The 21,865-nt window shown below is 71.5% G+C and carries 17 protein-coding genes and 1 tRNA gene; 14 read left to right on the forward strand and 4 right to left on the reverse strand.

The features are described 5' to 3' along the window. Positions 1-5 precede the first annotated feature (5 nt). From ptsP to AB0K03_RS24405, 7 genes are all read left to right on the forward strand, one after another. Positions 6-2,429, forward strand: coding sequence for a phosphoenolpyruvate--protein phosphotransferase (gene ptsP, locus AB0K03_RS24375; protein WP_364688539.1), 2,424 nt, complete (start codon positions 6-8; stop codon positions 2,427-2,429). A gap of 72 nt (positions 2,430-2,501) precedes the next feature. Then, entirely contained in the window at positions 2,502-4,217 is a 1,716-nt protein-coding gene (locus AB0K03_RS24380; protein WP_364688541.1) for a YncE family protein, read from the forward strand. A 4-nt stretch (positions 4,218-4,221) separates the two neighbouring features. Beyond that, entirely contained in the window at positions 4,222-5,229 is a 1,008-nt protein-coding gene (locus tag AB0K03_RS24385) for a hypothetical protein (RefSeq protein ID WP_364688543.1), read from the forward strand. 42 nt (positions 5,230-5,271) lie between these two features. Next, positions 5,272-6,075, forward strand: coding sequence for a DUF1206 domain-containing protein (locus AB0K03_RS24390; protein ID WP_364688545.1), 804 nt, complete (start codon positions 5,272-5,274; stop codon positions 6,073-6,075). Positions 6,076-6,149: 74 nt separating this feature from the next. Continuing rightward, positions 6,150-6,683, forward strand: coding sequence for a SigE family RNA polymerase sigma factor (locus AB0K03_RS24395; protein ID WP_364688547.1), 534 nt, complete (start codon positions 6,150-6,152; stop codon positions 6,681-6,683). Beyond that, complete coding sequence (locus tag AB0K03_RS24400) at positions 6,670-7,851, forward strand: hypothetical protein (protein WP_364688549.1); 1,182 nt, start codon at positions 6,670-6,672, stop codon at positions 7,849-7,851. The genes AB0K03_RS24395 and AB0K03_RS24400 overlap by 14 nt, the downstream gene beginning before the upstream one ends. 166 nt (positions 7,852-8,017) lie before the next feature. Next, complete coding sequence (locus tag AB0K03_RS24405; protein WP_364688552.1) at positions 8,018-9,253, forward strand: alpha/beta fold hydrolase; 1,236 nt, start codon at positions 8,018-8,020, stop codon at positions 9,251-9,253. 48 nt (positions 9,254-9,301) lie between these two features. On the opposite strand, the gene AB0K03_RS24410 is transcribed toward AB0K03_RS24405, so the two are convergent. Both AB0K03_RS24410 and AB0K03_RS24415 read right to left on the reverse strand, forming a co-directional pair. Beyond that, positions 9,302-10,951: a glycoside hydrolase family 44 protein gene (locus AB0K03_RS24410; protein ID WP_364688555.1), complete on the reverse strand. Its 1,650-nt coding sequence runs from the start codon at positions 10,949-10,951 to the stop codon at positions 9,302-9,304. Between the two features lie 46 nt (positions 10,952-10,997). After that, on the reverse strand, positions 10,998-11,387 hold the full coding sequence (locus AB0K03_RS24415) for a hypothetical protein (protein ID WP_364688557.1): 390 nt from the start codon (positions 11,385-11,387) through the stop codon (positions 10,998-11,000). A gap of 249 nt (positions 11,388-11,636) precedes the next feature. Here AB0K03_RS24415 and AB0K03_RS24420 point away from each other — a divergent pair, with 249 nt between their 5' ends. The 4 genes from AB0K03_RS24420 (at position 11,637) to AB0K03_RS24435 (ending at position 17,249) form a co-directional block, all read left to right on the forward strand. Then, positions 11,637-11,783: a hypothetical protein gene (locus AB0K03_RS24420; protein WP_364688560.1), complete on the forward strand. Its 147-nt coding sequence runs from the start codon at positions 11,637-11,639 to the stop codon at positions 11,781-11,783. A 361-nt stretch (positions 11,784-12,144) separates the two neighbouring features. Beyond that, positions 12,145-15,729 carry a hypothetical protein gene (locus AB0K03_RS24425; RefSeq protein ID WP_364688563.1) on the forward strand — a complete coding sequence of 1,195 codons (3,585 nt, stop codon included), beginning with the start codon at positions 12,145-12,147 and terminating at the stop codon, positions 15,727-15,729. Beyond that, positions 15,714-16,220: a hypothetical protein gene (locus AB0K03_RS24430; protein WP_364688566.1), complete on the forward strand. Its 507-nt coding sequence runs from the start codon at positions 15,714-15,716 to the stop codon at positions 16,218-16,220. The genes AB0K03_RS24425 and AB0K03_RS24430 overlap by 16 nt, the downstream gene beginning before the upstream one ends. Positions 16,221-16,697: 477 nt before the next feature. Beyond that, a complete protein-coding gene (locus AB0K03_RS24435; RefSeq protein WP_364688569.1) occupies positions 16,698-17,249 on the forward strand; it encodes a tyrosine-type recombinase/integrase in 552 nt (183 codons plus the stop codon). 83 nt (positions 17,250-17,332) lie between these two features. Here the strand turns inward: AB0K03_RS24435 and AB0K03_RS24440 are convergent. After that, positions 17,333-17,408 (reverse strand) — tRNA-Lys (locus AB0K03_RS24440). Between the two features lie 177 nt (positions 17,409-17,585). Between AB0K03_RS24440 and AB0K03_RS24445 the strand changes: the two genes are divergently transcribed. Together AB0K03_RS24445 and AB0K03_RS24450 are read left to right on the forward strand one after the other, a co-directional pair. Continuing rightward, a complete protein-coding gene (locus AB0K03_RS24445) occupies positions 17,586-18,857 on the forward strand; it encodes an Ig-like domain-containing protein (RefSeq protein ID WP_364688572.1) in 1,272 nt (423 codons plus the stop codon). A 249-nt stretch (positions 18,858-19,106) separates the two neighbouring features. Further along, positions 19,107-20,357 carry an Ig-like domain-containing protein gene (locus AB0K03_RS24450; RefSeq protein ID WP_364688575.1) on the forward strand — a complete coding sequence of 417 codons (1,251 nt, stop codon included), beginning with the start codon at positions 19,107-19,109 and terminating at the stop codon, positions 20,355-20,357. 4 nt (positions 20,358-20,361) lie between these two features. On the opposite strand, the gene AB0K03_RS24455 is transcribed toward AB0K03_RS24450, so the two are convergent. After that, positions 20,362-20,778, reverse strand: a complete 417-nt coding sequence (locus tag AB0K03_RS24455) for a hypothetical protein (protein ID WP_364688578.1) — start codon at positions 20,776-20,778, stop codon at positions 20,362-20,364. Between the two features lie 196 nt (positions 20,779-20,974). On the opposite strand from AB0K03_RS24455, the gene AB0K03_RS24460 reads away from it, so the two are divergent. Further along, the gene (locus tag AB0K03_RS24460; RefSeq protein ID WP_364688580.1) at positions 20,975-21,745 is read left to right on the forward strand and encodes an aminoglycoside adenylyltransferase domain-containing protein; all 771 of its coding nucleotides are present in this window, start codon (positions 20,975-20,977) and stop codon (positions 21,743-21,745) included. The last annotated feature ends 120 nt before the right edge of the window (positions 21,746-21,865 follow it).

Consider the following 21,865-nt stretch of genomic DNA (forward strand, 5'->3'; position numbering starts at 1 on the left):
CGCCGATGGTCGGCCTGGTAGTGGTCAGCCACAGCCGTGCGCTGGCCCGCGCGGCAGTGGCGCTGGCCGCCGAGATGGCGCAGGGACAACCGGTGCCGATCGAGATCGCCGCCGGGCTCGACGAGACCACGACCGGCACGGACGCGGTCGCCATCACCACCGCGGTGCAGGCCGCCGACCAGGGCGACGGCGTTGTCGTGCTCATGGACCTCGGCAGCGCCGTGCTTTCCGCCGAGCTCGCGCTCGAGATGCTCGAGGACGACGCCCGGGAGCGGGTCGTGCTCTGCGCGGCCCCGCTGGTCGAGGGTCTGGTCGCCGCGGTCGTCACGGCGGCCGGCGGCCCCGGCCGCAAGGAGGTCGCCGAGGAGGCGATGGGCGCGCTCGCCGGGAAACTCGCCCACCTGGGTGGCCAGGAAGCCCGACAGCCGGAAGGTACGGGCACAGAGTCCGACGCCGATTTCGTGGTGACGATCCCGCACGGCCTGCACGCCCGCCCCGCCGCGAGACTCGTCACGCGGGCCCGGGGCTTCGACGCCCGGGTGGAGATCCGCAACGGCACGACGGGCTCCGGCTGGGTGCCCGCGTCGAGCCTCTCCCGGGTCGCCACGCTCGGCCTCCTCGAAGGACACCGTGCCGAGCTCCGTGCCTCCGGCCTCCAGGCGCGGGCGGCGGTCGACGGGATCCTCGCGCTGGCCGCCCGCGGATTCGACGAGGAAGCGACCCCTGCCGTCCCCGAGCCGCCCGCGCGTACGCCGGTCGGCGGCGGGGTGCCGGCCTCCCCGGGGATCGCGGTCGGGCCCGTACGGCACGCCACCAGCGTCGAGCCGGAGCTCCCCGACGAGCCGTTCCGGGGCCCGGAGCAGGAGTGGAGCCGGATCGCGGAGGCGATCGCCACGGTCGGGCGTGAGCTGCAGCGGGTGCGCGCCGCCACGGCCCGGGAGGCGGGGGAGGGGCACGCTGCGATCTTCGACGCGCACCTGCTGATGCTCGAGGACGCCGACCTGCTCGACGACGTCCGCACACGCATCGACAGCGGCACGCCGGCGCCGCGCGCGTGGGCCGACGCGACCGAGCGGGTCGCCGCGGACTTCGGTGCGCTGCAGGACCCGTACCAGCAGGGCCGGGCGGCCGACGTCCGCGACGTGGGCGCTCAGGTGCTGCGCGCGCTGCTCGGCGTGGGCGGCGCCGTCATGCGCGAGGCGGGTGTGCTCGTGGCGCCCGATCTCAGCCCGGCGGAGGCGGCGGTGCTCGACCCCGGCCGGGTCACGGGCGTGCTGCTCGCGTACGGCAGCCCCACCTCGCACGGCGCGATTCTGGCCCGTACCCGGGGAATCCCGGCGGTGGTCGGCCTGGGACCGGCCGTCCTCGAGGTCCCCGGCGGGACGACCGTCGCGTTCGACGGCGGCACCGGCGAGGTCGTGCTGTCGCCCGGCGAATCCGTCCTCGTGCGCTTCCGCGACCGGGCCGCCGAGCTGGCGTCCCGCCGCGACCGGGCAGCCGCCCGGGCGTCCTCGCCGGCGGCGACCCGCGACGGCGAGCAGATCGCGGTCGGCGCGAACGTCGGATCGGTGGCGGACGCGCTCGCCGCCGCGGGCAGTGGCGCCGACCTCGCCGGCCTGGTCCGCACGGAATTCCTCTTCCTCGACCGCGACGCGGCGCCGGAACCGGACGAGCAGGAGGCCGTCTACCGGCAGATCGCCGAGTCCCTGGGCGGCCGGCGGATCACCCTGCGCACCCTCGACGTCGGCGGCGACAAACCGCTGCGCTACCTGCCGTCGGCGGCCGAGGCCAACCCGTTCCTCGGCATACGCGGCATCCGGCACTCCCTCGACCACCCGCAGCTGCTCGCCGACCAGCTGCTCGCGTTCGTCCGGGTGGCGTACGACGTGCCGGTCAGCGTCATGGTCCCCATGGTGAGCACGGTCGCCGAGGTGGTGACCGTACGCCGGATGCTCGACGAGGCGGTCGCCCGGGCGGGCCGCGGCACCCCGGCCGGCCTGCGCGTGGGCATCATGACCGAGGTGCCCGCGGCGGCGCTGAAGACGGCCGTGCTCACGCCGTACGTGGACTTCTTCAGCATCGGCACCAACGACCTCACCCAGTACGCCCTCGCGGCTGAGCGCGGCAACGCCGCGCTGGCCGCGCTCGCCGACGGCCTGGACCCCGGGGTGCTGCGGCTGATCGACGCGGTGTGCCGGGGCGCCGGCGGGCGGGCCACCGTCGCGGTCTGCGGCGAGCTGGCGTCGGACGAGGCCGCGGTGCCGCTGCTGGCCGGCCTGGGCGTCCGGCAGCTGAGTGTGGTGCCGCGGATGGTCCCGCTGGTGAAGGAGGCCGTCCGGGCCACGGACCTCGATGCGGCCGCCCGGATCGCCGCGCAGGCCCTGGGCGCCCCGGACGCCGCCGCGGTCCGCGCGCTCAGCCCTCGATAACGATGCATGCCAATTTCGGCTGACGGGTTCCCCTGACCCCTTTCGTCACTGCATGCTGATCGAGGGGGCACGATGAGTGAACATGGCTTGCCGCCGCAGCTACTGACGGAGCTCGACAGTCCCGTCCGCGAGACCCGCCTGGCCGGGGTGGACGAGCTGGCCCGGCTCGCGTACGGCGCCGACCTGGCCACGGCCGCGGCCGCCCGGGCCATCCTCACCCGCCTGACCGGCGACGACAGCCGCAGCGTCGCCGCCGCGGCGGCCACCGCCCTGGAACGCACGTCGGTGCGGCTGGAGCCGGACAGCGTCGATTTCGGACAGGTCGCCGCCGGTACGCCGCGGCTGCTGGCCGACGTGCTGGTCACCGGGCCGCCGCTCGCCTTCGCCTCCGCCGCGGTCACGGTCTCCGGCCCCGGCCTGCGAGCCGTGCTGATCGGCCGCCGGCTGCGGATCGAGTGGCAGCCCCGCACGGCCTGGCTGGACGGCTCGGTGACCGTACGCGGCCACGCCGGCTGGGCCGACGTGCGGGTGACCGGCCAGGTCGAGGCCGCCACGTCCGACGTCGAGGCGCTGCTCGAGTCCGCCGGGGACTCCGGATACCTGCCCGAGGGCCGGGTGACCGTGCTGTCCCCACCGCCCCCGCCGCGTCGCCGGCTGGGCGCCACGTCCCTCGTCGCGGGCCTCACCGCGCTGTTCGTGCTCGGCGGGGTGGGTGTCGCCGTGGCGCTGACCCGGGACCAGCCGGTCCTGCGTACCGAGGCGGCCCCGGGAACCCTGCCTTCCGTGGCCGCCACCCCGCCGGCCGACCCGGCCACCACAGCGGCGACCGGCGCCGCGCCCGCGCCGGCGGCCGTGGCTCGCGTACCCCTGGCGGCGCGCGTGGTCAGCGTCGCCAAGCCGGCCGTGACCGGCACGATCCGGGTGGGCGCCGAGCCCGAGGGTGTCGCCGTCTCGCCCGACGGCCGGACGATCTACGTGGCCAACCAGAACTCCCGCTTCCTGTCGATCGTCGACGCCCGGACCCGGCAGGTCACCCCCGTACGGCTGCGCAACACCCCGCGGTTCGTGACCGTCTCGCGCGACGGCGCCCTCGTCTACGTCTCCATGTACGAGAAGGACAAGACGGGCAGCGGGATGGCCGTGGTGAGCGCCGCAGATCGCAAGGTCGTCCGGTACGTGGCCACCGGGCAGCAGCCGTACGCGCTGGCCGTCGCACCGGACGGCCGGGTCTGGGTGCCGATCCACAGCCAGCGCAAGGTCGAGGTGTACGAGCCCGGCAAGAAGTCCCCGGACGCCCAGGTCACCGTCCCGCCGAACCCGCACGCGGTCGCCTTCTCCGCACCGCTGCAGCGCGCCTTCACCGCCAACCACGAGTCCAACGCGCTGTCCATCATCGACACCCACACCGACCGGCTGCTCGCCTCCGTACCGGTCAGCAAGGCCCCGCACAGCGTCGCGGTCGCCCCGGACGGCCGGACCGTGCTCGTCGCCGGGTACGAGGCCGACACCGCCGACCTGATCGACGCGGTCACCATGCGGCGCATCGGCCCGATCCGGGTCGGCGACATGCCGCAGAGCGTGGCGTTCGCCGCCGACGGGGCGCACGCGTACGTGGTCAACGAGGGCGACGACACCGTGTCGGTCCTCGACGGGCGTACGGGCAAGGTCACCGCGACGGTCGCCGTGGGCGGCAGCCCCCGCACGATCGCCGTCGCGCCGGACGGCCGGTGGGCGTACGTGTCCAACGGCCACGACGACACCATCTCGGTGCTGCGGGTGGGGGAGTGAGGCGATGATGACGACGGCGGGCTGGATCGCACTGGGCATCACCGTGTTCGGCGCCTTCAGCTACGCCACCGCCTCGATCCTGCAGGCCGTGGCGGCCCGCCGCAGCTCCGGCACGGTCGAGACGATGCGCCACCCGCTGTACCTGCTCGGCATCCTCTGCGACATGCTCGCCTGGGTCGGCGCGATCGTCGCCCTGCGCGAGCTCGCCGTCTACGTCGTCGAGTCGATCCTCGCCGGTTCGCTCGCGGTCACGGTGGTGGCGGCCCGGTTCGTCCTCAAGTCCCGCCTGCGTGGCCGGGATGTCGCCGCCGTGGTCGTCTCCGTCGCCGCCCTGACCGTTCTCGCCATGTCGGCCGGCCCTCAGCACGACGTCGCGGCCACGACCGCGCTGCGCTGGTCCATCTGCGCCGCCGCGCTCGCCATGGCGGTGATCGGCTGGCGGGCGGCCCGCGCCGCACCGGCCGGCGTGATCGCGGCGATGGGCGGCCTGTGCCTCGGCGGCGCGGCCATGACCGGCCGCGCGCTCCCGCGGGCGCCGATGGACATCGTCACCGACCCGCTGACCGCGGCCCTGCTGACGTTCGCGGTGACGGGCATGCTGCTGTACGCCCACGCGCTCGGCAAGGGCGAGGTCGGCCCGGTCACGGCGATCCACTGGACGGCGGAGGTCGTCGCGCCGTCCGCGGTCGCCCTGCTGATCCTGGGAGACAGGGTCCGGGCCGGCTGGGAGATCCCCGCGGCGGTCGCCGTCGTCGTCACGATCGCGGCGGCCGTGATGCTGGCCCGGGCACCGGCGAGCGAGGCCGCTGCCGGCGAGCCGCTGGCCATCGAGTGCCCGCTGACCCCCGCGATCGAGGCACGGCCGCTGCCCGTGCTGGCGCGGGCCGGCATCCCGGTGGTCGCGCACCGGCCGGGCCCGACCGGGGAGCGGATCATCTGGTGGGGGCCGCCGCCGATCTGGCGGCCGCCGGCCCGTCCCCGCCCGGCGCAGCAGCCCGCGAGCCGGCTGTAACGTACACGTTTTGCCGGCGGGCGGACGGGTCAAGGCGTCGGCATGCCCTCCGCCACCGCGCACGCCCGCGGCGCCGCCTCCCGCGCCGCCGACAACCCCTGGCTCGAGCGCCTGACCCGCGCCGGCTTCCTCTGCTACGGCGTCCTGCATCTGCTGTTCGCGTACCTCATCGCCCAGATCGCCTTCGGCGTCGGCGGCGCCGACGGTGACCAGTCGGGCGCGATGCACAAGCTCGCCGGCAAGCCGTACGGCACGGCGCTGATCGTGGTCCTGGTCGTCGGGCTGGTCGCCCTGGCGGTCTGGCAGCTCCTCGAGATCGTGACCGTACGCCGGCACCTCGAACGCCTCGCCTCCGCCGGCCGGGTGGCGTTCTACCTCTACCTGAGCTGGAACGGCGTCAAGGTGCTGCGCGGCAAGAAGACGTCCAGCGCCGACATGCAGCAGGACGCCACCGAGGGGCTGCTCGGCTCGGACCTCGGCCGGGTGTCGGTCGGGCTGGCGGGCGTGGTGGTCGCGGCGATCGGGGTCGGGCTCGCGTACGCCGGCCTCACCCGGCGTTTCGAGAAACACCTCAAGGCCAGCCGGATGACCGCTGCGACCCGCCGGATGGTCTGCCGCCTCGGCGTCGCCGGATACACCGCCAAGGGCCTCGCGTACGGCATCGCCGGGGTGCTGTTCGTGGTGGCGGCGGTACGGTACGACCCGGAGAAGGCCCGCGGGCTCGACGCGGCGCTGCAGGCCCTGGCTGACCAGAGCTACGGGACGTGGTTGCTGCTGCTGGCCGCCGCCGGCTTCGCCGCGTACGGGTTGTTCGCCGTCAGCGAGGCCCGCTACCGCAAGGTCTGAGCTTTCTTGCCGCCCCGTGCAACGTTTGGTCCGACGGCTGACGTTCTACCTCCGTCACTAGGGAGGCAGCCGAGGTGAAAGCGGAAGACGAGCAGGCGTTCCGTGAGTTCGTGACGTCCCAGATGGCGTCGCTGCGCAAGCTTGCGTACATGACCTGCGGCGACTGGCACACGGCGGAGGACGCCGTGGCCAACGCGCTGGTCAAGCTCTACCCACGCTGGCGCAAGCTGGAACGACCCGATCTGTACGCCAAGACGATGGTCTACCGGGCCGCGATCGACGAGCGACGCCGTCCGTGGCGCCGCGAACGGGCGGCCGGCGAGGCCATGCCGGACGTCGCGCTGAAGGACCCGGCGGCCGCGACCGACGAGCGGCTACGTATCCGGGCCGCCCTCGAGGCGGTGCCGCCCCGGCAGCGCGCCGCCGTCGTCCTGCGGCACTACCTGGGCCTGAGCCTCGAGGACACGGCCGGCGTCCTCGGCTGCAACGTGGGCACCGCCAAGAGCCAGACGTCGCGCGGGCTCGCCAAGCTCCGCGAGCTACTGGCTGCCGAACGCATCAATCTCAGCGGGGGACCGGTGGAGGAGTGGACCAGTGCAATTGCGTGAGATCGTGAACGCCGCGACGGCCGACGAGCCGCCCCTGGCCCACAGCGTCGACGACATCGTCGCGGCCGGACGGCGGGCCGAGCGCCGCCGCCGGGCCGGATTCGCCTCCGCGGGCGCGGCCGGCTTGGTGGCCATCGCGGTGGGCAGCGTGTTCGCGCTGTCGCCCGGTGGCGGCCAGACGCCGACGGGCACGGGCGTCGTGGGCGCGGCGTCCAAGGCAACTGCGGCGAGGTGGGGCGCGTCCGAGCCGTTCACCTTCACCTTCCAGGGGTACGACGCGGGCAAGTTCCAGGTGCAGGACCCGATCGTGGCGTCGACGGCGTACCAGATCGCGTCGGTCTACGAGACGGGCCGGATCACGAACGACAAGCCCTCGTCCTCGGACGGCGCGACCGGGAGCATCGAGGACAAGAAGAAGGGCGGCGGCGACCCCTCGCTCTACGCGTACCTGACCGTCTACCGGCCCGGCGCGTTCGACCCGTCCGGGATCAAGGGCGGCAAGGCGGTGACCGTGTCCGGGCACAAGGCGGTGCAGGCGACCCTGCCGGTCGGCCTCGACCCGGAGGGCTCGGTCGATCCCCGCAACAAGCAGCTCGCCTGGGAGTACGCCGACGACGCCTGGGCGGTCGTGACGTCGATCTCCGGTGACGCCGACGACCCGTCCTTCGCCGACCTGGGGGAACTGGCCACGGGTCTCAAGCCGAGCACCCCCCGGCCCGCCATGGTGCCGTTCACGGTTGGCTACACCCCGAGCGGATACCAGCCGGTCCAGTCGGGCACGAACGCCCTGCCCGGCCTGGACGGCATCGCCACCGCCCGCGAGGGCGACTTCGGCGGCGCCACGTTCGCCCGGCCGGCCCCGGCCGTGACGGGCCTGACCGCGCCGTTCGACTCCGGTGAGAACGGCATCAAGGGCAGCTTCCACATCTTCGTCACGCCCAGCCGGAACTCGAACCAGCAGGCGCAGGCAGGCAAGACGAAGTGCTACGCCAACGGCTTCTGTAACGTGTGGAGCGCCGACGGCGAGGTGCAGGTCCAGGTCAGCGACCCGGGTACGGGCGCCGACCTGCCGGAGGCCGAGCTGAAGAAGATCGCCCAGTCGGTCAAGGTCGCCGACGTCACCGACGAGAGCACCTGGACCCCGGCGGCGAAGGCACTGCGGCCGTAACGGCGGGATCCGTTGACGACGGCGCCGCGACCCGCGGCGCCGTCGTGGTCGCTTTCGCCCCGGGTACGCCGCTTCTGTCGGCGGGCGAGACGGTGCAGCAGGCTGTACCCGGAGACGGCGGCCAGCAGGATCGATCTTGAGGACCGGCGTCCATAGCGTTGTGGGCATGACAGCGACGAAGAACTACCGCAAGCTGACGATCGGCCTCACCGCCGCCGCCATCCTCGCCGCGGGCGTGGGAGTCGCCAGCGCGGACGTCACCGGCAGCGCCCTCGCCGGCGGCTCGGGGACGTCCGCGGCCGCCGGGCGGTCGGGCTGGGACGGCATCACCCGCGAGCAGGTGCGGATCGACTTCGGCAAGGGCTGGGTCACCGACGCCGAGCTCACGTACCCGCGCGGCGCCAGGGGCCGCCTCCCGGTGGTGATCTTCCTGCACGGCAGCGGGCACAACGACATGAACCAGACCCTGCCGGACGGCAAGGGCTCGACGTTCGTCCCGCTCGCGCAGGCCGCCGGCCGGGAGGGCTTCGCGACCCTGCGCTTCAACAAGCGCGGCGTCACCGACATCGGCCCGGTGGAGAGCACCGACCCAGCCCAGTTGTTGCCGGACAACCCGTACCGGCAGATCCAGCTGGACGCCGCCTCGGTGATCCGGTTCGCCGCGAAGTCGCCGAAGGTCGACCCGTCGAAGATCTTCCTCGTCGGCCACAGCGAGGGCACCAACGTGGCCGCCAACCTGGCAGGTGACCCGGGGAAGTACGGCATCCCGAAGCCGGCCGGTGTGGTCGAGATGGGAGTGGTCGGCAAGCCCATCAAGGATCTGCTGACGTTCCAGATCTACGGCCGGCTGCTGCTGCAGATGCACGACGAGTTCGACATCGACGGCGACGGCCTGCTGACCGCCACCGAGGCGGCCGACGGCCTCGTGGGCCAGCCGAAGGCCGAGGCCGACCAGTTCCGTTCCGTGCTGCTCGACGGCCGCAAGGTATCGGCCGCCACGGACCGCAACCACGACGGCCGCATCGCGATCGACGCCGAGGCCGGCGCCGTGCTGCGCAAGACCACCCACATCGACGACTACCCGAACCTGCCGGACCTGGACCCGTACGTGATCAGCTACGCGAAGGACTTCGCCCGCTTCCCGACCGTGTCGCAGGCGCTGCCGAAGTTCCGTGGCCCGACGCTGATGCTCAACGGCGAGAACGACCTCCAGACCCCCGCCCGTGCCGCCATCGCCGCCGACGCCGCGGTCGCCGCGGCCGGGAACAAGGACCACAAGCTGGTCATCTACCCGGGCATGGCGCACACCATGAACATCACCCCGAAGTTCCACCCGGAGTTCGGCGAGCCTGACAAGCAGGTCATCACCGAGATCCAGGGATGGCTCAAGAGCCACCGCTGACAGCCACCATGGAGCGGCCGCCGACAGGGCGGCCGCTCCGGGCGTGTCTCAGCCTCGCGGCAGAACCAGCATCGTGATGGAGTTCGCCGGGTACGTCGCCACCGCGCTGCCCCGGTTCACCGCGAGATCGTCGTCTCGGACGATGGAGCTGAGATCGGCGGGGCTGTAGGTGAACCGCTTCGCCGTGCCGGTGCGGCGGAATCCGGCGATCGACAGCGTCGAGGTCAGGTCCCCGCCCGTCTTGTTGACGACCGTGAGGGTCAGCGCCTTGTCGGAGGAGCGCTGCGCGGCGTACACGGCCAGCTGTCCCTGATCGCTGCTGACGCCCGAGACGCTGACGTCGCCGAACCGGCTGCCCGCGCCGTCGTAGTTCCGATACATCCGGAACGCGTACGCGCCGGGCTGCGTCGGCTGGGGCTCGCCCCACATGGTCGCGAGGTCCAGTCCCTCCCGCCCGAAGATCCCGAGTACGTCGGCCTGGGCCAGCGCGCCGTTGATGTCGTTCAGCGCGCCCCAGTTGTACTCGGTGACGGCCACCTTGGTGCCGGGGTAGTACTGGGCCACCCAGGCCTTCATGGTGCGGATGAACTGCAGCGGCGGGGCGTTCACGCCGCTCGGGCCGATCCACGACTCGTCCACATAGGTGGGATCCCACAGCGAGCGGGTGGACCGCAATCGCAGCGCGTTCGAGTCGGGGTCGGTGCCGCCGCTGATCTGCGGGTAGTAGTGCTGATCGAAGTAGTCGAGGAAGCGCTTGCCGCCGTGGGCCGCACCGTAATCCCGCATGTTCTTCAGGTACCACTGGGAAAGGTTGAGCCCGCCATGCGCCGCCGCGTCGGCGCCCGGAGCGCATCCGTCCACCCCGGAGGCCACCCACTCGCAGTAACCCCAGCCCGACGGGCCGAGCACGGCGGCACTGCGATCGGCCGCCTTGATGGCCGCCGCAGCCGCCGTGCCCTTACCGCCCAGCTCGTCGTAGGTCACCGCGGCGGGGTGCACGTCGCGGTGCGTGGAGCTCCACAGCACCGGCTCGTTGTCGAGCTCGTAGATCCGCACCCCGCCCCGCGCCGCCGTGCCGAAGTTCTGCACGAGGTGTGACGCCATCTCGCCTGCGAACGACGGACCTACCGGAATCGACGTGTCCGCCGGGTCCGCCCCGGTGAGGTTCGCGTCGTTGAGCCGGCCGTTGCCGCAGTTCGGATCCCACTGATCGAAGCTGTCCTGCGCCGGGAAACGGGTCGCCGGAAAGCCGCAGTCGAACGGATGCGACTGCGGCGAGTCCTTGGCCACCCACCCGATGAGCGGGACCGTGACGATCTGCTTCGTGCCCCGATCGCGGTTCGTCCGGACGAACGACTCGACCGTGTTCTCCGGCGAGGCCACGATGTTCTCGAAGTACCAGTCGCTACCGGTGTTGTACGTGTGGTTCTTGAAGTTGTAGCGGCTGCTCGCATTGCCGCCCCAGCGCGCCACGGGCATACCTATCTCGGCGGCGAACGCCGGATCGGCCCCGTTGAGCCCGTAGATGTCCGGGCTGATGGCATGGCGGGCGGCGGACACGTCGACGGACAGAGCCGGTCCGGTGGCCGCGGCCGCCCGGGCGGGCGCCGGGTGGGCGGTCACGCCGGCCGCGACGAGGATCAGCGCGATGCCGCCGGCCGGAATCCGTTTTGAACCAGTACGCACCAACCCGGCCATGGCTGCTCTCCTGACGACGCAACGCATCGATGTACTTCACTGAAGCTCAACGTAACACCGCGGAGGGCATTTTGGGAGCGCTCCCATAGTGCTTCATGAGGTCATCGCGGCCGGGGTCGCGAATCGCACCGGCGTCGAGGTCGTCTACGAGTACGAGCGTGTCCGGAAGCGGGTCGCCCAGATAGTCGTCGCCGATCTGGCGGTAGCCGAGCAGCGCCCGCCAGAAGGGCAGTACGTCCGTGCCGACAAGGGCGTCGAGGGTGATGTTGATGAGCTGCACGGCCGTCGGATCGGTGAGGATGTCCAGATCCCTCGCGGCCGCGGAGATCAGCCGGGCGAGCGACACATCCCGCGACGACAGGGGCACGGTGACACCGGCGGGGCGCAGATCGACGTTGAGGTGCTGCTGCTGGGCGGTGCTGGTGAGCCGGCCCACTTCGTCAATGAACGCGATGCCCTTGGTCAGCGAGCCGGTCCGGAAGTGGGCCGACGCCGTTCGCCGACGACCTCGCCGAGGTCCTCGACGCGCAACGCGACCTGCGTACCGGGCCGCGGCCGAGGCCGCCGAGCAGCTCACCGCGGTAAGGGAGGAGCGCGACCGGGCGATCGAGGCGATCACCGCGCTCGGCCGGCGGCAGCGCTAGGCCGAGCAGGACGCGGCCGACGCCGAAGACCGCGCCGCCGCTTGCAACGCCAGCTCGACGACGCGTGCGCCGCTCTCGGGCGGGAACGTGACCGTACGGCCACGGCCGAGGCGCACCTGACCGCGTTCACCGCCGTGCTGGCCGCGGGCGGGTTCACCCGCGACCAGCCGGGCGACGGCGGCCGCTGACGGCGCCGGGTCGTACCGGGGCCCCACCTGTTCAGGTCCGGTCTCACGCTGCGGCCGGCCATTCAAGAGAGCGTCAAGCTTGCCCAAAGTTCCCTGTCCATCGGCTGTGGCTGCCGATGACACCGTGGCGCGCCATCCCCGGGAGGGGTTGCTGCGCGCTGTTGATGTCATCGATGAAGCGGGGCGCATCATGTTCAGTCGCCGACGGTCGGCGCGGCCGGGACGGGCACGTCGAGGGGTGCGCGCGGTCGCCACCTTGGGGATCGCGGCGATCGCAGCGGGATTTGCCGCCCCGCCGGCGGCTTGGGCGGGGGAGGTCACGGACGCGTCCTGGCAGACGTCCGGAACGGACATCCGCGGCGTGGCAACGGCGCTGGACACCAGCGAGCAGCTGATGCACACCGGTGGTGTCGCGTTGCTGGGCGACTCAGCGTACGTGTTTTCCGGCAATCGTCTCGTGCGGGTCAACAAGGCCAGCGGGGCGGTCACGGCCGTGGCCGGATCGGCGACCGAGCAGGGGTGCACCGACGCCCCCGGCGCGGCGGCCCGCTTCAACGGTGACACCTACCCGTCCCACGGCGGGGCTATCGGTGCGTCGATCGTCATCGGGTCCGACGGGCACCTGCTGTACGTGCGGGACCCCGGCTGCGGTATCCGCACCGTCGATCCGGCCAGCGGGGCCACTGGCACGCTGACCGATGTGGCGGGCAGCGACGACTCCGGGCTCCCCAGGACCGTGACGGTCATCGGCCACACGCTGTACAGCTCGGGTTGGGAGGACAACTGGTCCTCCTCGGTTCACGGAGACCCCACGATCCACCAGCGTGACCTGGTTACGGGCCAGACGACCGTGCTCGCGACCGTGCCGGACGGCCTCGACGTGATCGTCGCCGACAGCAAGTACGTTTGGGCGTTCGGCTACTTCGGGATGCAACGGGTGGATCGCAGCACCGGCGAGCGCACGCAGATGGACTACCCGTTCGGGTTGAGCGCCGACGACATCACCGACCGGGGCAACGGGCCGTTCTGGGACGGCCAGGTCGTCTCGGTCGGCGACTACCTGTACTTCGTCATCCCCGGCTTCTACGACTGGGACCGGATCGGAAGGATCAACAAGGTCACCGGCGAGCGCAGCGAGTTCGCCGCCGGCATCGGCCGTCCCGAGGGCGACACTGACCACTACACTTACCCGGACGGCAACCACTTCGACTACCTGTCCGGGCTGGCTACCGACGGCGACAATCTCTACATCGCCGAGTACGGCGAAGGCACCTACCGTCCGGGCGGCCCCATGGGCGGCCTCCGGGTCGTGAGCTCCGGAGTGAAGCTGCCCCAGCCGCCGCCTCCTCCGCCGCCGGTGGATCCGCCGAGCCCGGAACCCTCACCGGGCGCCGAGAAGACGTTTGTCTATGTCGCCTTGGGTGACTCGTACCAGTCCGGCGAGGGCGCGGCCAACAACATCGCCGACACCTTCAAGTACCTGAGCGCCTATGAGGACGGCATCAACTACCCCTACAACGACGACAAGGGCGGCCAAGCCGACACCTACACCTACTACCAGAGCAGCAGCGGCGACGGCTGTCACCGGTCGCTGTCGGACTACGCCAAGATCAACCGCGATCGCCTGGCGCCGGGGGCGAAGGTCGTTCTGATCGATGTCACCTGTAGCGGCGCCGAGATCGAGGGCAGTGACTTCGGCAGGCCTCCTGTCGTATTCGACCAGGGCCAGGCCGGTAGCACCTACGCCAGCCCGGACTCGCAGGTCGCGGAGGCGGTCAGGCGGTTGGCGGCCGCGCACCTGGGACCCCAGGACGTGGACCTGGTCACCGTGGGTATGGGCGGTAACGACGCCAACTTCCCGGGTATGGTCGCCGCCTGTCTGCTGCCGGGCCTACTCCAGCGCGCCCTGGACCTCTACCCCAACGCCCCCGGCGACATCGAATTCCTGGTCGACAAGGCGCTGAACTGCGAAAGAGCCGACCGGGTGATCTCCCACTTCTCGGGTACGGACGGGGCTATCGACGGACTCCTCAACAAGGAGCTCGCGGCGCAGACCGCGCTCATCGGTACCTTCGGCAATGCGCGCATCCTGCAGACCAACTACCCAGACATCCTGCCGGCGACAAGCGCCGCGCCGGCCTCGTGCGGTGGAATCCGCAAGGAGGATCTGGCCTACGCCCACGACAAAATCGACCAGCTCGATGGCAAGATCGACGATTCGACCCCTGCCGGCGATCCGATCGAGCGTGTCGACATGCAGTACGGCTTCGGTATCAACCCGCTGTGTCCCGACCGGGCCGAGGACACCATGGCCAACGGCCTGAGCGGAGCCAACGTCGACGCGGAACTGCGCTACCTGCTCAACCTCGACGGCAACGGCGACGCTCAAGCCCGCAAGTTGCTCGACAACCTGGTCAGCAGCTACCGGTCGCTGCGTAACTGCATGATCGTCTTTAGCCCCGCGCTGTGTGCCCTGCAGGGCAAGTGGGTGTACGACGACGGCGACGCCCTATTCCGGTACCTGGGAACTGGCGACAAGTTGAAGTCGATGCTGGCTGGCCTCATGGGCCCGGCCAGCGAGTCGGAGAACGTGCGCGCCGACCGGTCCCAGGGGCTGTTCCACCCCAATGCCAAGGGCCACGCCGTGCAGGCGTGCCGGGTCCTGGCCGTCTACAACCACGGGATCCCGCAGAACTGCCTGGGCGCCGTGCGGGCGACCGCCACCGGAACAACAGCGGACAGCGTCAACGGCCAGGCGGTCGGCAACGCGCCGATCCCCGCCGCGCCCGGCACCCGCCTGAAGGTCACCGTCGGTGGTTACGCGCCGAACTCCACCGTCGACCTCTCCCTGCACTCCACCAGGATCGACCTCGGCCACGCCATCGCGGACGCGGACGGCGTCGTGCACACCACCGTCGACCTGCCCGCGGCGGAAGCCGGCGTCCACACCTTGACGATCAGCGGCAACAGCGGCGGCGGGGCGAGCCTGGCCAAACGCGTCCGGGTCACCTACCCCGGCCAGCCGCAGGTCGGCGGCAGCTACGGCACCTACCTGACCGGCTTCCAGGCCGCCACCACCAAGGAGAAGGTCGACATCATCTACGGCGGCGAGGTGGTCACCACCCTGACGCCCGACGAGGACGGCGGCGTCTACGTCGAACTGCCGGTCATCAAGCCGGACGCGTCCGGGAATGTCACGATCACCGCCCGCAGCGCGCTGACCGGCAAAAGCACCAGCACCACCATCCGTCCCACGCCTGCGGCGGTCGGCCTCTGGGCCTCCGGCACCACCGCGGACGCCCTCACCCTCAACGGCGCCGGCATCGCGGTCACCGGTCCGGTGCACAGCAACGGCGGCATCACCGTGACCGGCAGCGGCACCACGGTGTCCCGCGGCGCGGAGTACGCCACCACGCTGAGCGTGCGCGGCGCGGGCAGCAGTGTGCCCGACGCGCACCGCGTCGACCGCGGTGACCCCCCGGCCGCGGCCACCGTCGACGCCTACCGGCCGGGCGGCCCGGCCGCCCGCGACGCCGGCTACCACGCGATCCCGGCGTCGGCGTGCAAGCAGAACCGGTGGACCGTACGGGGCGATGATGTCCCGTCCGGGGTCGTCTATGTGCCCTGCGCGGTCACGATCAACGGGTCCGGCCGGGTCAGCGCCGTCATCGTCGCCGAAGGGCCGATCACCGCTGCCGGCGCCTCGCTGATCCTCGGCCCCGACCGGGCCAGTTCCCCCGCGCTGCTGTCGGCCGCCAGCGGGCCGGCGGCGATCCAGGTGTCCGGAGCTGGTGTCCAGATTCGTGGCACGGTGCAGGCCCTGGATGGTGAAGTCGCCGTCACTGGCGCCCAGAGCGTGCTGCGATGTGGGGTGACCGCGAAGAGTATCCGGATCAGCGGGGCTAAGGCCCGTGTGGAGGTCGACGACGCATGCTTCGCCTCCTGAGGCGGCCGGCGATGGTGGCAGCCGGGTTCGCCCTCACGGCGATCACCGGCTGCTCCACCGGTCCCGGCGACGGGTCGCCCGACCCGCCGTGCGGCGGCACTCCCGCTAGCCGTGCCGCACTGGGCGTCCCCAACACCGGGGAGACCGTTGCCGCATCCTTCACCACCACCGGCGGCACCCTCTACATCACCGTGCATGACCTTCAGCGCGGCGGCTTCGTACCAGTACCCAAGGGATCACAGATCACCGCCTACATCGGTCCCGCGGACACTCCACCCCGGCCCGATCCCCAGCAGAACGTCACCCCGATCGGCTGGAAGGTTGTCGTCGCCGAGGACCGCTACCAGTCCTTCGACCTGCCCGCCGGCCGGTACTGGCTGCAGATCAGCTACCCGGGACAGACCGAACTGCTCAGCTGCACACCCGGCGCCGTCACCGGTACGCCACCACCACACCGCTTCCCCCCGGCGCCATCGTCACGACCCAGCTGAGAAGCCCGCGATCAACCGGCCAGCGCAACAACGCACATCGATTTATCTGCCCCGCTCGCTCCCACTTTCCGCACGTCGCCGCGACGCCCGGAAAGTCCTCGCCCTCGCCCCGCTCGCCGACGGCGGTTCCATCGCCGCCAGGCTGTCCACCGCCGGCGGACGACGATGGCCCGGCGCGCGCAGTCGCACCAGCACGGTCCTAGGGCAATAAACAAGTAGCAGCCAATAAGGCGCGGCGACTTCACCCGATCAGGGATCCCCCCGATCAGCCGTCGGCCAGTCATCGTCGAGGTATCCGATCGAGGCTGAGGGGCGAAGATGAGCGGTGGTGGGGTGTTCAAACGGTGCGGATGCAGGTCATCGAGCACGGGACGGCTGCTGAACTCGAGCTGTCCTCGGTTGCCGGAACGTAGCCATGGAAGACGTACGCCGACACCATCAACCCTGCACCGGATCCGCGCGACGCTGCGCTCGGCGTTGAACGCCGCCATCCGCGAGGGAATGCTGCGCGACAACCCGGCCCGCTACGTCGAGGTGCCCTCCCCGCGTCGACCGCACGCCCTTGTCTGGACCGCACAGCGGGTCGAAGCGTGGCAGCAGACCGGCGAGCGGCCAGCGGTCGCGGTGTGGACCACCGAGCAGACCGCCACCTTCCTCACCTTCACCGCCCGAGACCGGCTCGCGGTGATGTGGTGGCTGATCGCCCTACGCGGCCTGCGCCGCGGTGAAGCCGCCGGGCTGCGCTGGGCCGACGTGGACCTCGACGCCGGCGTCGCGATGATCGAGCAGCAGCGCATCGCCAACGGCCACCTGGTCACCGTCGGCCCGCCTAAGACGGCCGCCAGCCGGCGCTTGGTCGCGCTGGACCGGCACACGGTGCGGCTGCTGCGGGAGCATCGCCGCCGGCAACGCACCGAGCAACGGACGGCAGGGGAGACGTGGCAGGACTCGGGCTACGTGTTCGTCGCCGAGGACGGGACGCCGCTGCACCCGGACTACCTGACCCGCCGCTTCCGGCACACGCCGTAAACGGCGGCGCCCACCAACGTCCCACCAACGTCCCAAAAAGATCAAGGCCGTATAGCCCGGAAGCTATACGGCCTGATGCTGCATGGTGCGCCGCGTAGGACTTGAACCTACAACCCGCGGATTAAGAGTCCGCTGCTCTGCCAATTGAGCTAGCGGCGCTCGCTGGCAACGGAGAAACATTAACACGGGCTCCGCGGCACCTCGAAATCGGGGGCCCGGCCATGATCGACGCCCCGGGTCGCGGGTCACGACATGATCGCGTGCGCTCGCGCGGGGCCCCGGCGCTTGCCTTCGTAGGGCAGGATGTGCCCGCGGAACTCCAGATCGGGGCAGAGGATGGGCAGCATGCGTCGCTCGCTACTGGCGGTCGTGGCGTTGGTGGTGGTAGCGCCGGTGGCGCTGGTGGCTTGCGGGGACGGCGGTGGCAAGCCCGCTCCTGCCGCCTGGGTCGGGTCGTCGGCCCCGACGTCCGCCCCGGCCGCCCCGGACGGCGCCGGTTCCGGGCCCGGCAGCGCCGACGTCTCGCTCAGTGTGACTCCTGACACGGGGAAGAAGGGCGTACCCGTCAGTGCCGAGATCGGGTTCAAGGTCTCCGGCGGCAAAGTGACGACCGTCTCGCTCAAGGACGACAAGGGCAAGGTCGTCCCGGGCGCGCTGCGCGAGGACGGTTCGGCGTGGGTGCCGGCCAAGCCCCTGAAGAACAGCCAGCGGTACGAGGCCACGGTCACCGCCGCCGGCGACGCGGGTGGGGCCAAGACCGTCACCACGTCGTTCACCACGATGGGCAAGCCGGCTCGCAAGACAGGTACGGGCCTCTACCTCTTCGACGACCACACGTACGGCGTGGCGATGCCCGTCGTGGTCGAGTTCAGCCCCGGCATCAAGAAGAAGGACCGGGCCGCCGTACAGAAGCGGATGTTCGTCAAGAGCGAGCCCGCACAGCCCGGCACCTGGTCGTGGACCTCGAGTGGCACCCAGGCGTACTACCGGCCGCCGAAGTTCTGGAAGTCCGGCACCAAGCTGACCGTGCGTATCGCCGTCGGCGGCCTGCCCACCGGCGGCGGCCGGTACGGCGACCGCGACCGGTCCGCGTCCGCGAAGATCGGCCGCTCCTTCGTCATGAAGGTCGAGAACAAGACCAAGAAGATGACGGTCATCCAGGACGGCAAGGTGACCCGCACCATGCCGGTCAGCCTCGGCAAGCACAGCACCCCCTCGTCCAGCGGCACGATGGTGGTCATGGAGAAGAAGGCGGCCACCGTCTTCGACACCATCGCGGAGCTGGGCCCGCAGGACGGCTACCGGACCGAGATCGAGTACGCCCAGCGCCTGACCTGGTCCGGCCAGTACATCCACTCGGCGCCGTGGTCGGTGGGCTCGCAGGGCCGCCGGAACGTGTCGCATGGGTGTGTCAACGTGTCACCGTCGAACGCGCGCTGGCTGTTCGACAAGACCCTCATCGGTGATCCGATCACCGTTCGGGGTACGGAGGACGAGCTGGCGTACGGCAACGGCTGGACGCCGTGGGACGTGAGCTGGAAGGAGTTCGTGAAGGGCAGCGCCCTGCCGGTGCCGGCCGACCTGGCCGGCCAGGAGGGGCAGGCCTGAGCCGCTCGGGGCGCCCGGTCCGGCCTGCGGAGGGTCGTCCGGGCAGTTCACGGCCCGGTGGTCGGCACTTTGCGGAGCGGGCGACGGGGCTGCTCACGCCGCGCGGTGGGCACGTGCGGAATCGGTCAATCGTCCGCAATGTGCCCGTAAGTCCGGGGCCGTCCGTGAGCGGCGGCACGAATCGGGGATTGGGCGTCCTGGCATCCATGACGGATGATGGGCGCCGGGACGACGGCGGTGAGAGGGATCATGAGACTTCCTGGAGTGACCGGCCCGGCCGGGCGACGGCGGTGGCGTACCGCAGCGGTGGCGCTCGTGGCCGCGTCCGTGCTGCTCAGTGCCGGCTGCAGCGGTGACGACAAGTCGGCATCCCCTTCCTGGCAGGGCGGCGGCTCGCAGGACGGCGGCTCGACGACCGCCTCCGGCACCCCCTCGCCCGCACCCACGCTCAGCACGGTCGCCGTGACCTCCCCGGCCGCCGATGCGACCGGCGTGCAGGCCATCACCGAGATCAAGTACGAGTCCGAGGACCCGGGGAACACCACCGTCGAGGTCAAGGACGACGACGGCAACGAGGTCAAGGGCACCCTCGACAAGGACGACAAGGTCTTCCGGCCGGCGAAGGCCCTCAAGTGGGGCAAGAAGTACACCGTCACCGTCAACGGCACCCCGGCGGGTGACAAGGGTGGCTCCACCACCAGCTCGTTCACGGTGATGAAGAAGCCGTCGAAGCTGGTGCGCGTGTCGAGCTTCCTCGGCGACGGCCAGACCGTCGGCGTCGGCATGCCGATGATCGTCCGGTTCGGCCGGTCCATCCCCGCGAGCTACCGCGACGACGTGGAGCGCCGGATGACGGTGACCGCTTCGCCGGCGCAGGAGGGGACCTGGCACTGGACCAGCCCGACCGAGGTGCACTACCGCCCCAAGACGTACTGGAAGCCGTACACGAAGATCTTCTACAAGGTCCAGCTCGCCGGCGTGCCGATGGGCGACGGCTGGTTCGGCCGCTCCGACCTGACCGTGGACCTGAAGGTCGGGCGCTCCTTCGTCATGACGGTGGAGAATCGCAGCAAGAAGATGACCGTCAAGCAGGACGGCAAGGTCGTCAAGACGATCCCGGTCAGCCTCGGCAAGTCGAGCACCCCCTCGTCGAGCGGCACCATGGTGGTCATCGAGAAGAAGCGGCACACCGTCTTCGACACGATGGACGAGCTGCCCAAGGGCCAGGGCTACCGCACCGAGATCGACTACGCCCAGCGCATCACCTGGAGCGGTCAGTACATCCACGCCGCGCCGTGGTCCGAGGGTGTCCAGGGCCGCCGCAACGTGTCGCACGGCTGCGTCAACGTCTCGATGGCGATGGGCAAGTGGCTGTTCGAGCGGACCCTCATGGGCGACCCGATCACCGTGAAGGGCACCGAGGAGAAGCTCAAGAACGGCAACGGCTGGACCGACTGGAACATGAGCTGGGACGAGTACAAGAAGGGCAGCGCCCTGTAGCGGCTCAGCCGACGGTTTCCAGGCCGGAGTCGGCGCAGACGGAGACCATCTCGGCGGCCGCGGCGCTGACCGCGGCCACCCGGTCCGGTTCGTCCTCGCGGCCGTGCGCCTCGACGGCTCGGTCGTAGGTCTCCTGGAGGCGGCGCGCGGCGTCCGCGACCGGGGCGTCGGCCGTCGCGGTCGACCGGCTCACGTCGGTGACCATGCCCGGCTGCATGATCGTGCCGGCGCGGAGAGCTTCGCTGATCTTGCCGCAGGCGGCCGTGCCCGGCGGCTCGTCGACGACCGCAGAGCCGCTCGGCTCGGGCGAAGGCGCCGGTGAGGGGGCCGGCGTCGGACCCGCTGCTTCGGGCGCCGGATCCGAGCACCCGGCGAGGGACGCCGCGAGCGCCAGCGCGCAGAGCGGGAGAAAACGCGACATAGCGTTCACGGTAGGCGCTTCCACGCAGCTCCAGGGCCTTTTCCGCGAGGGCGCTCGCTGCGACCCGGCGGCCACGACGCGGTCGCGGGTGGTCGCGCTCCGGCATGCGCGGCGGCTCTTCCGCGAGGAGCATCAGCAGCGGGCCCGGCGGCCTTCTGCGCCGGAGGGCTCGCGTGGGAGCGCTACCGTCGCAGCGGTGACCTCCCCCCTGGACGCCGGCGTCGTCGACGTCTGCCGGGCGTACCTGGCGCTCGCCGACCGGTACGAGCCCGGTCTCGTGCAGGGCCTCTACCTGCAGGGGTCGATCGCGCTCGACGACTACCGGCCCGGGGTCAGCGACATCGACTTCGTCGCGGTGGCCTCACGGCCGCCGGACCCCCGCGCGCTGCAGGCGGTGCACGCGGCGCTGCGGCGTACGCACGGCGGCACGGACTTCGACGGCCTGTACGTGCGGGAGGACGATCTGCGCCGCGACCCCGAGCTGGTGCCGAGCGGCGCGGCGGTGCACGAGTGGCGCGTCGAGGCGGTGTCGCGCTTCGAGCGGAACCTCGTCACATGGCACGTGCTGGACCAGGGTGGCGTCGCCGTACGCGGGCCCGCGGTCGCCGAGTTGTGCGTGCACACCGACTGGCCGGCGCTGGCCGCGGCGACCCGGGACAACCTCGCCGGGTACTGGACGAGGTGGCGCAACCGTACGGTGCTCGGCCTGACCGGCACCAGCGACTGGGCCACCGCGTGGGGTGTGCTCGGCGTGGCCCGGCTGCGGCACACGCTCGCCGAGGGACGGGTGACGGCGAAGACCGAGGCGGCGGCGTTCGCGCTGGAGACGTACGACCGGCGGTGGCACCGGATCGTGCGGGAGGCGCTGCGCATCCGCACCGGCGAGGGTGAACCGCAGTACGGCAGCCCCGTACGCCGCCAGCTCGACGTGATCCGTTTCCTCACCCACGCGCTGGATGAGACCTGAGTTCGGTGCGCAGCGGCCCGCTGTCCTCATGGTCGATGTCGGTGAAGACGGCCGGCGTCCGGAGCGTCGCGCAGGGCCTGCCGCAGCGGTGAGCCACTGCCGGCCGAGGTCGTCGCGCAG

Source organism: Actinoplanes sp. NPDC049316 (assembly GCF_040677315.1).
Taxonomy (GTDB): domain Bacteria; phylum Actinomycetota; class Actinomycetes; order Mycobacteriales; family Micromonosporaceae; genus Actinoplanes.

Coding starts and splice junctions, on each gene's coding strand:
- ptsP (WP_364688539.1), top strand. CDS start 6: ATGGTCGGCCTGGTAGTGGTCAGCCACAGCCGTGCGCTGGCCCGCGCG.
- AB0K03_RS24380 (WP_364688541.1), top strand. CDS start 2,502: ATGAGTGAACATGGCTTGCCGCCGCAGCTACTGACGGAGCTCGACAGT.
- AB0K03_RS24385 (WP_364688543.1), top strand. CDS start 4,222: ATGATGACGACGGCGGGCTGGATCGCACTGGGCATCACCGTGTTCGGC.
- AB0K03_RS24390 (WP_364688545.1), top strand. CDS start 5,272: ATGCCCTCCGCCACCGCGCACGCCCGCGGCGCCGCCTCCCGCGCCGCC.
- AB0K03_RS24405 (WP_364688552.1), top strand. CDS start 8,018: ATGACAGCGACGAAGAACTACCGCAAGCTGACGATCGGCCTCACCGCC.
- AB0K03_RS24410 (WP_364688555.1), bottom strand. CDS start 10,951: ATGGCCGGGTTGGTGCGTACTGGTTCAAAACGGATTCCGGCCGGCGGC.
- AB0K03_RS24430 (WP_364688566.1), top strand. CDS start 15,714: ATGCTTCGCCTCCTGAGGCGGCCGGCGATGGTGGCAGCCGGGTTCGCC.
- AB0K03_RS24445 (WP_364688572.1), top strand. CDS start 17,586: ATGGGCAGCATGCGTCGCTCGCTACTGGCGGTCGTGGCGTTGGTGGTG.
- AB0K03_RS24450 (WP_364688575.1), top strand. CDS start 19,107: ATGAGACTTCCTGGAGTGACCGGCCCGGCCGGGCGACGGCGGTGGCGT.
- AB0K03_RS24455 (WP_364688578.1), bottom strand. CDS start 20,778: ATGTCGCGTTTTCTCCCGCTCTGCGCGCTGGCGCTCGCGGCGTCCCTC.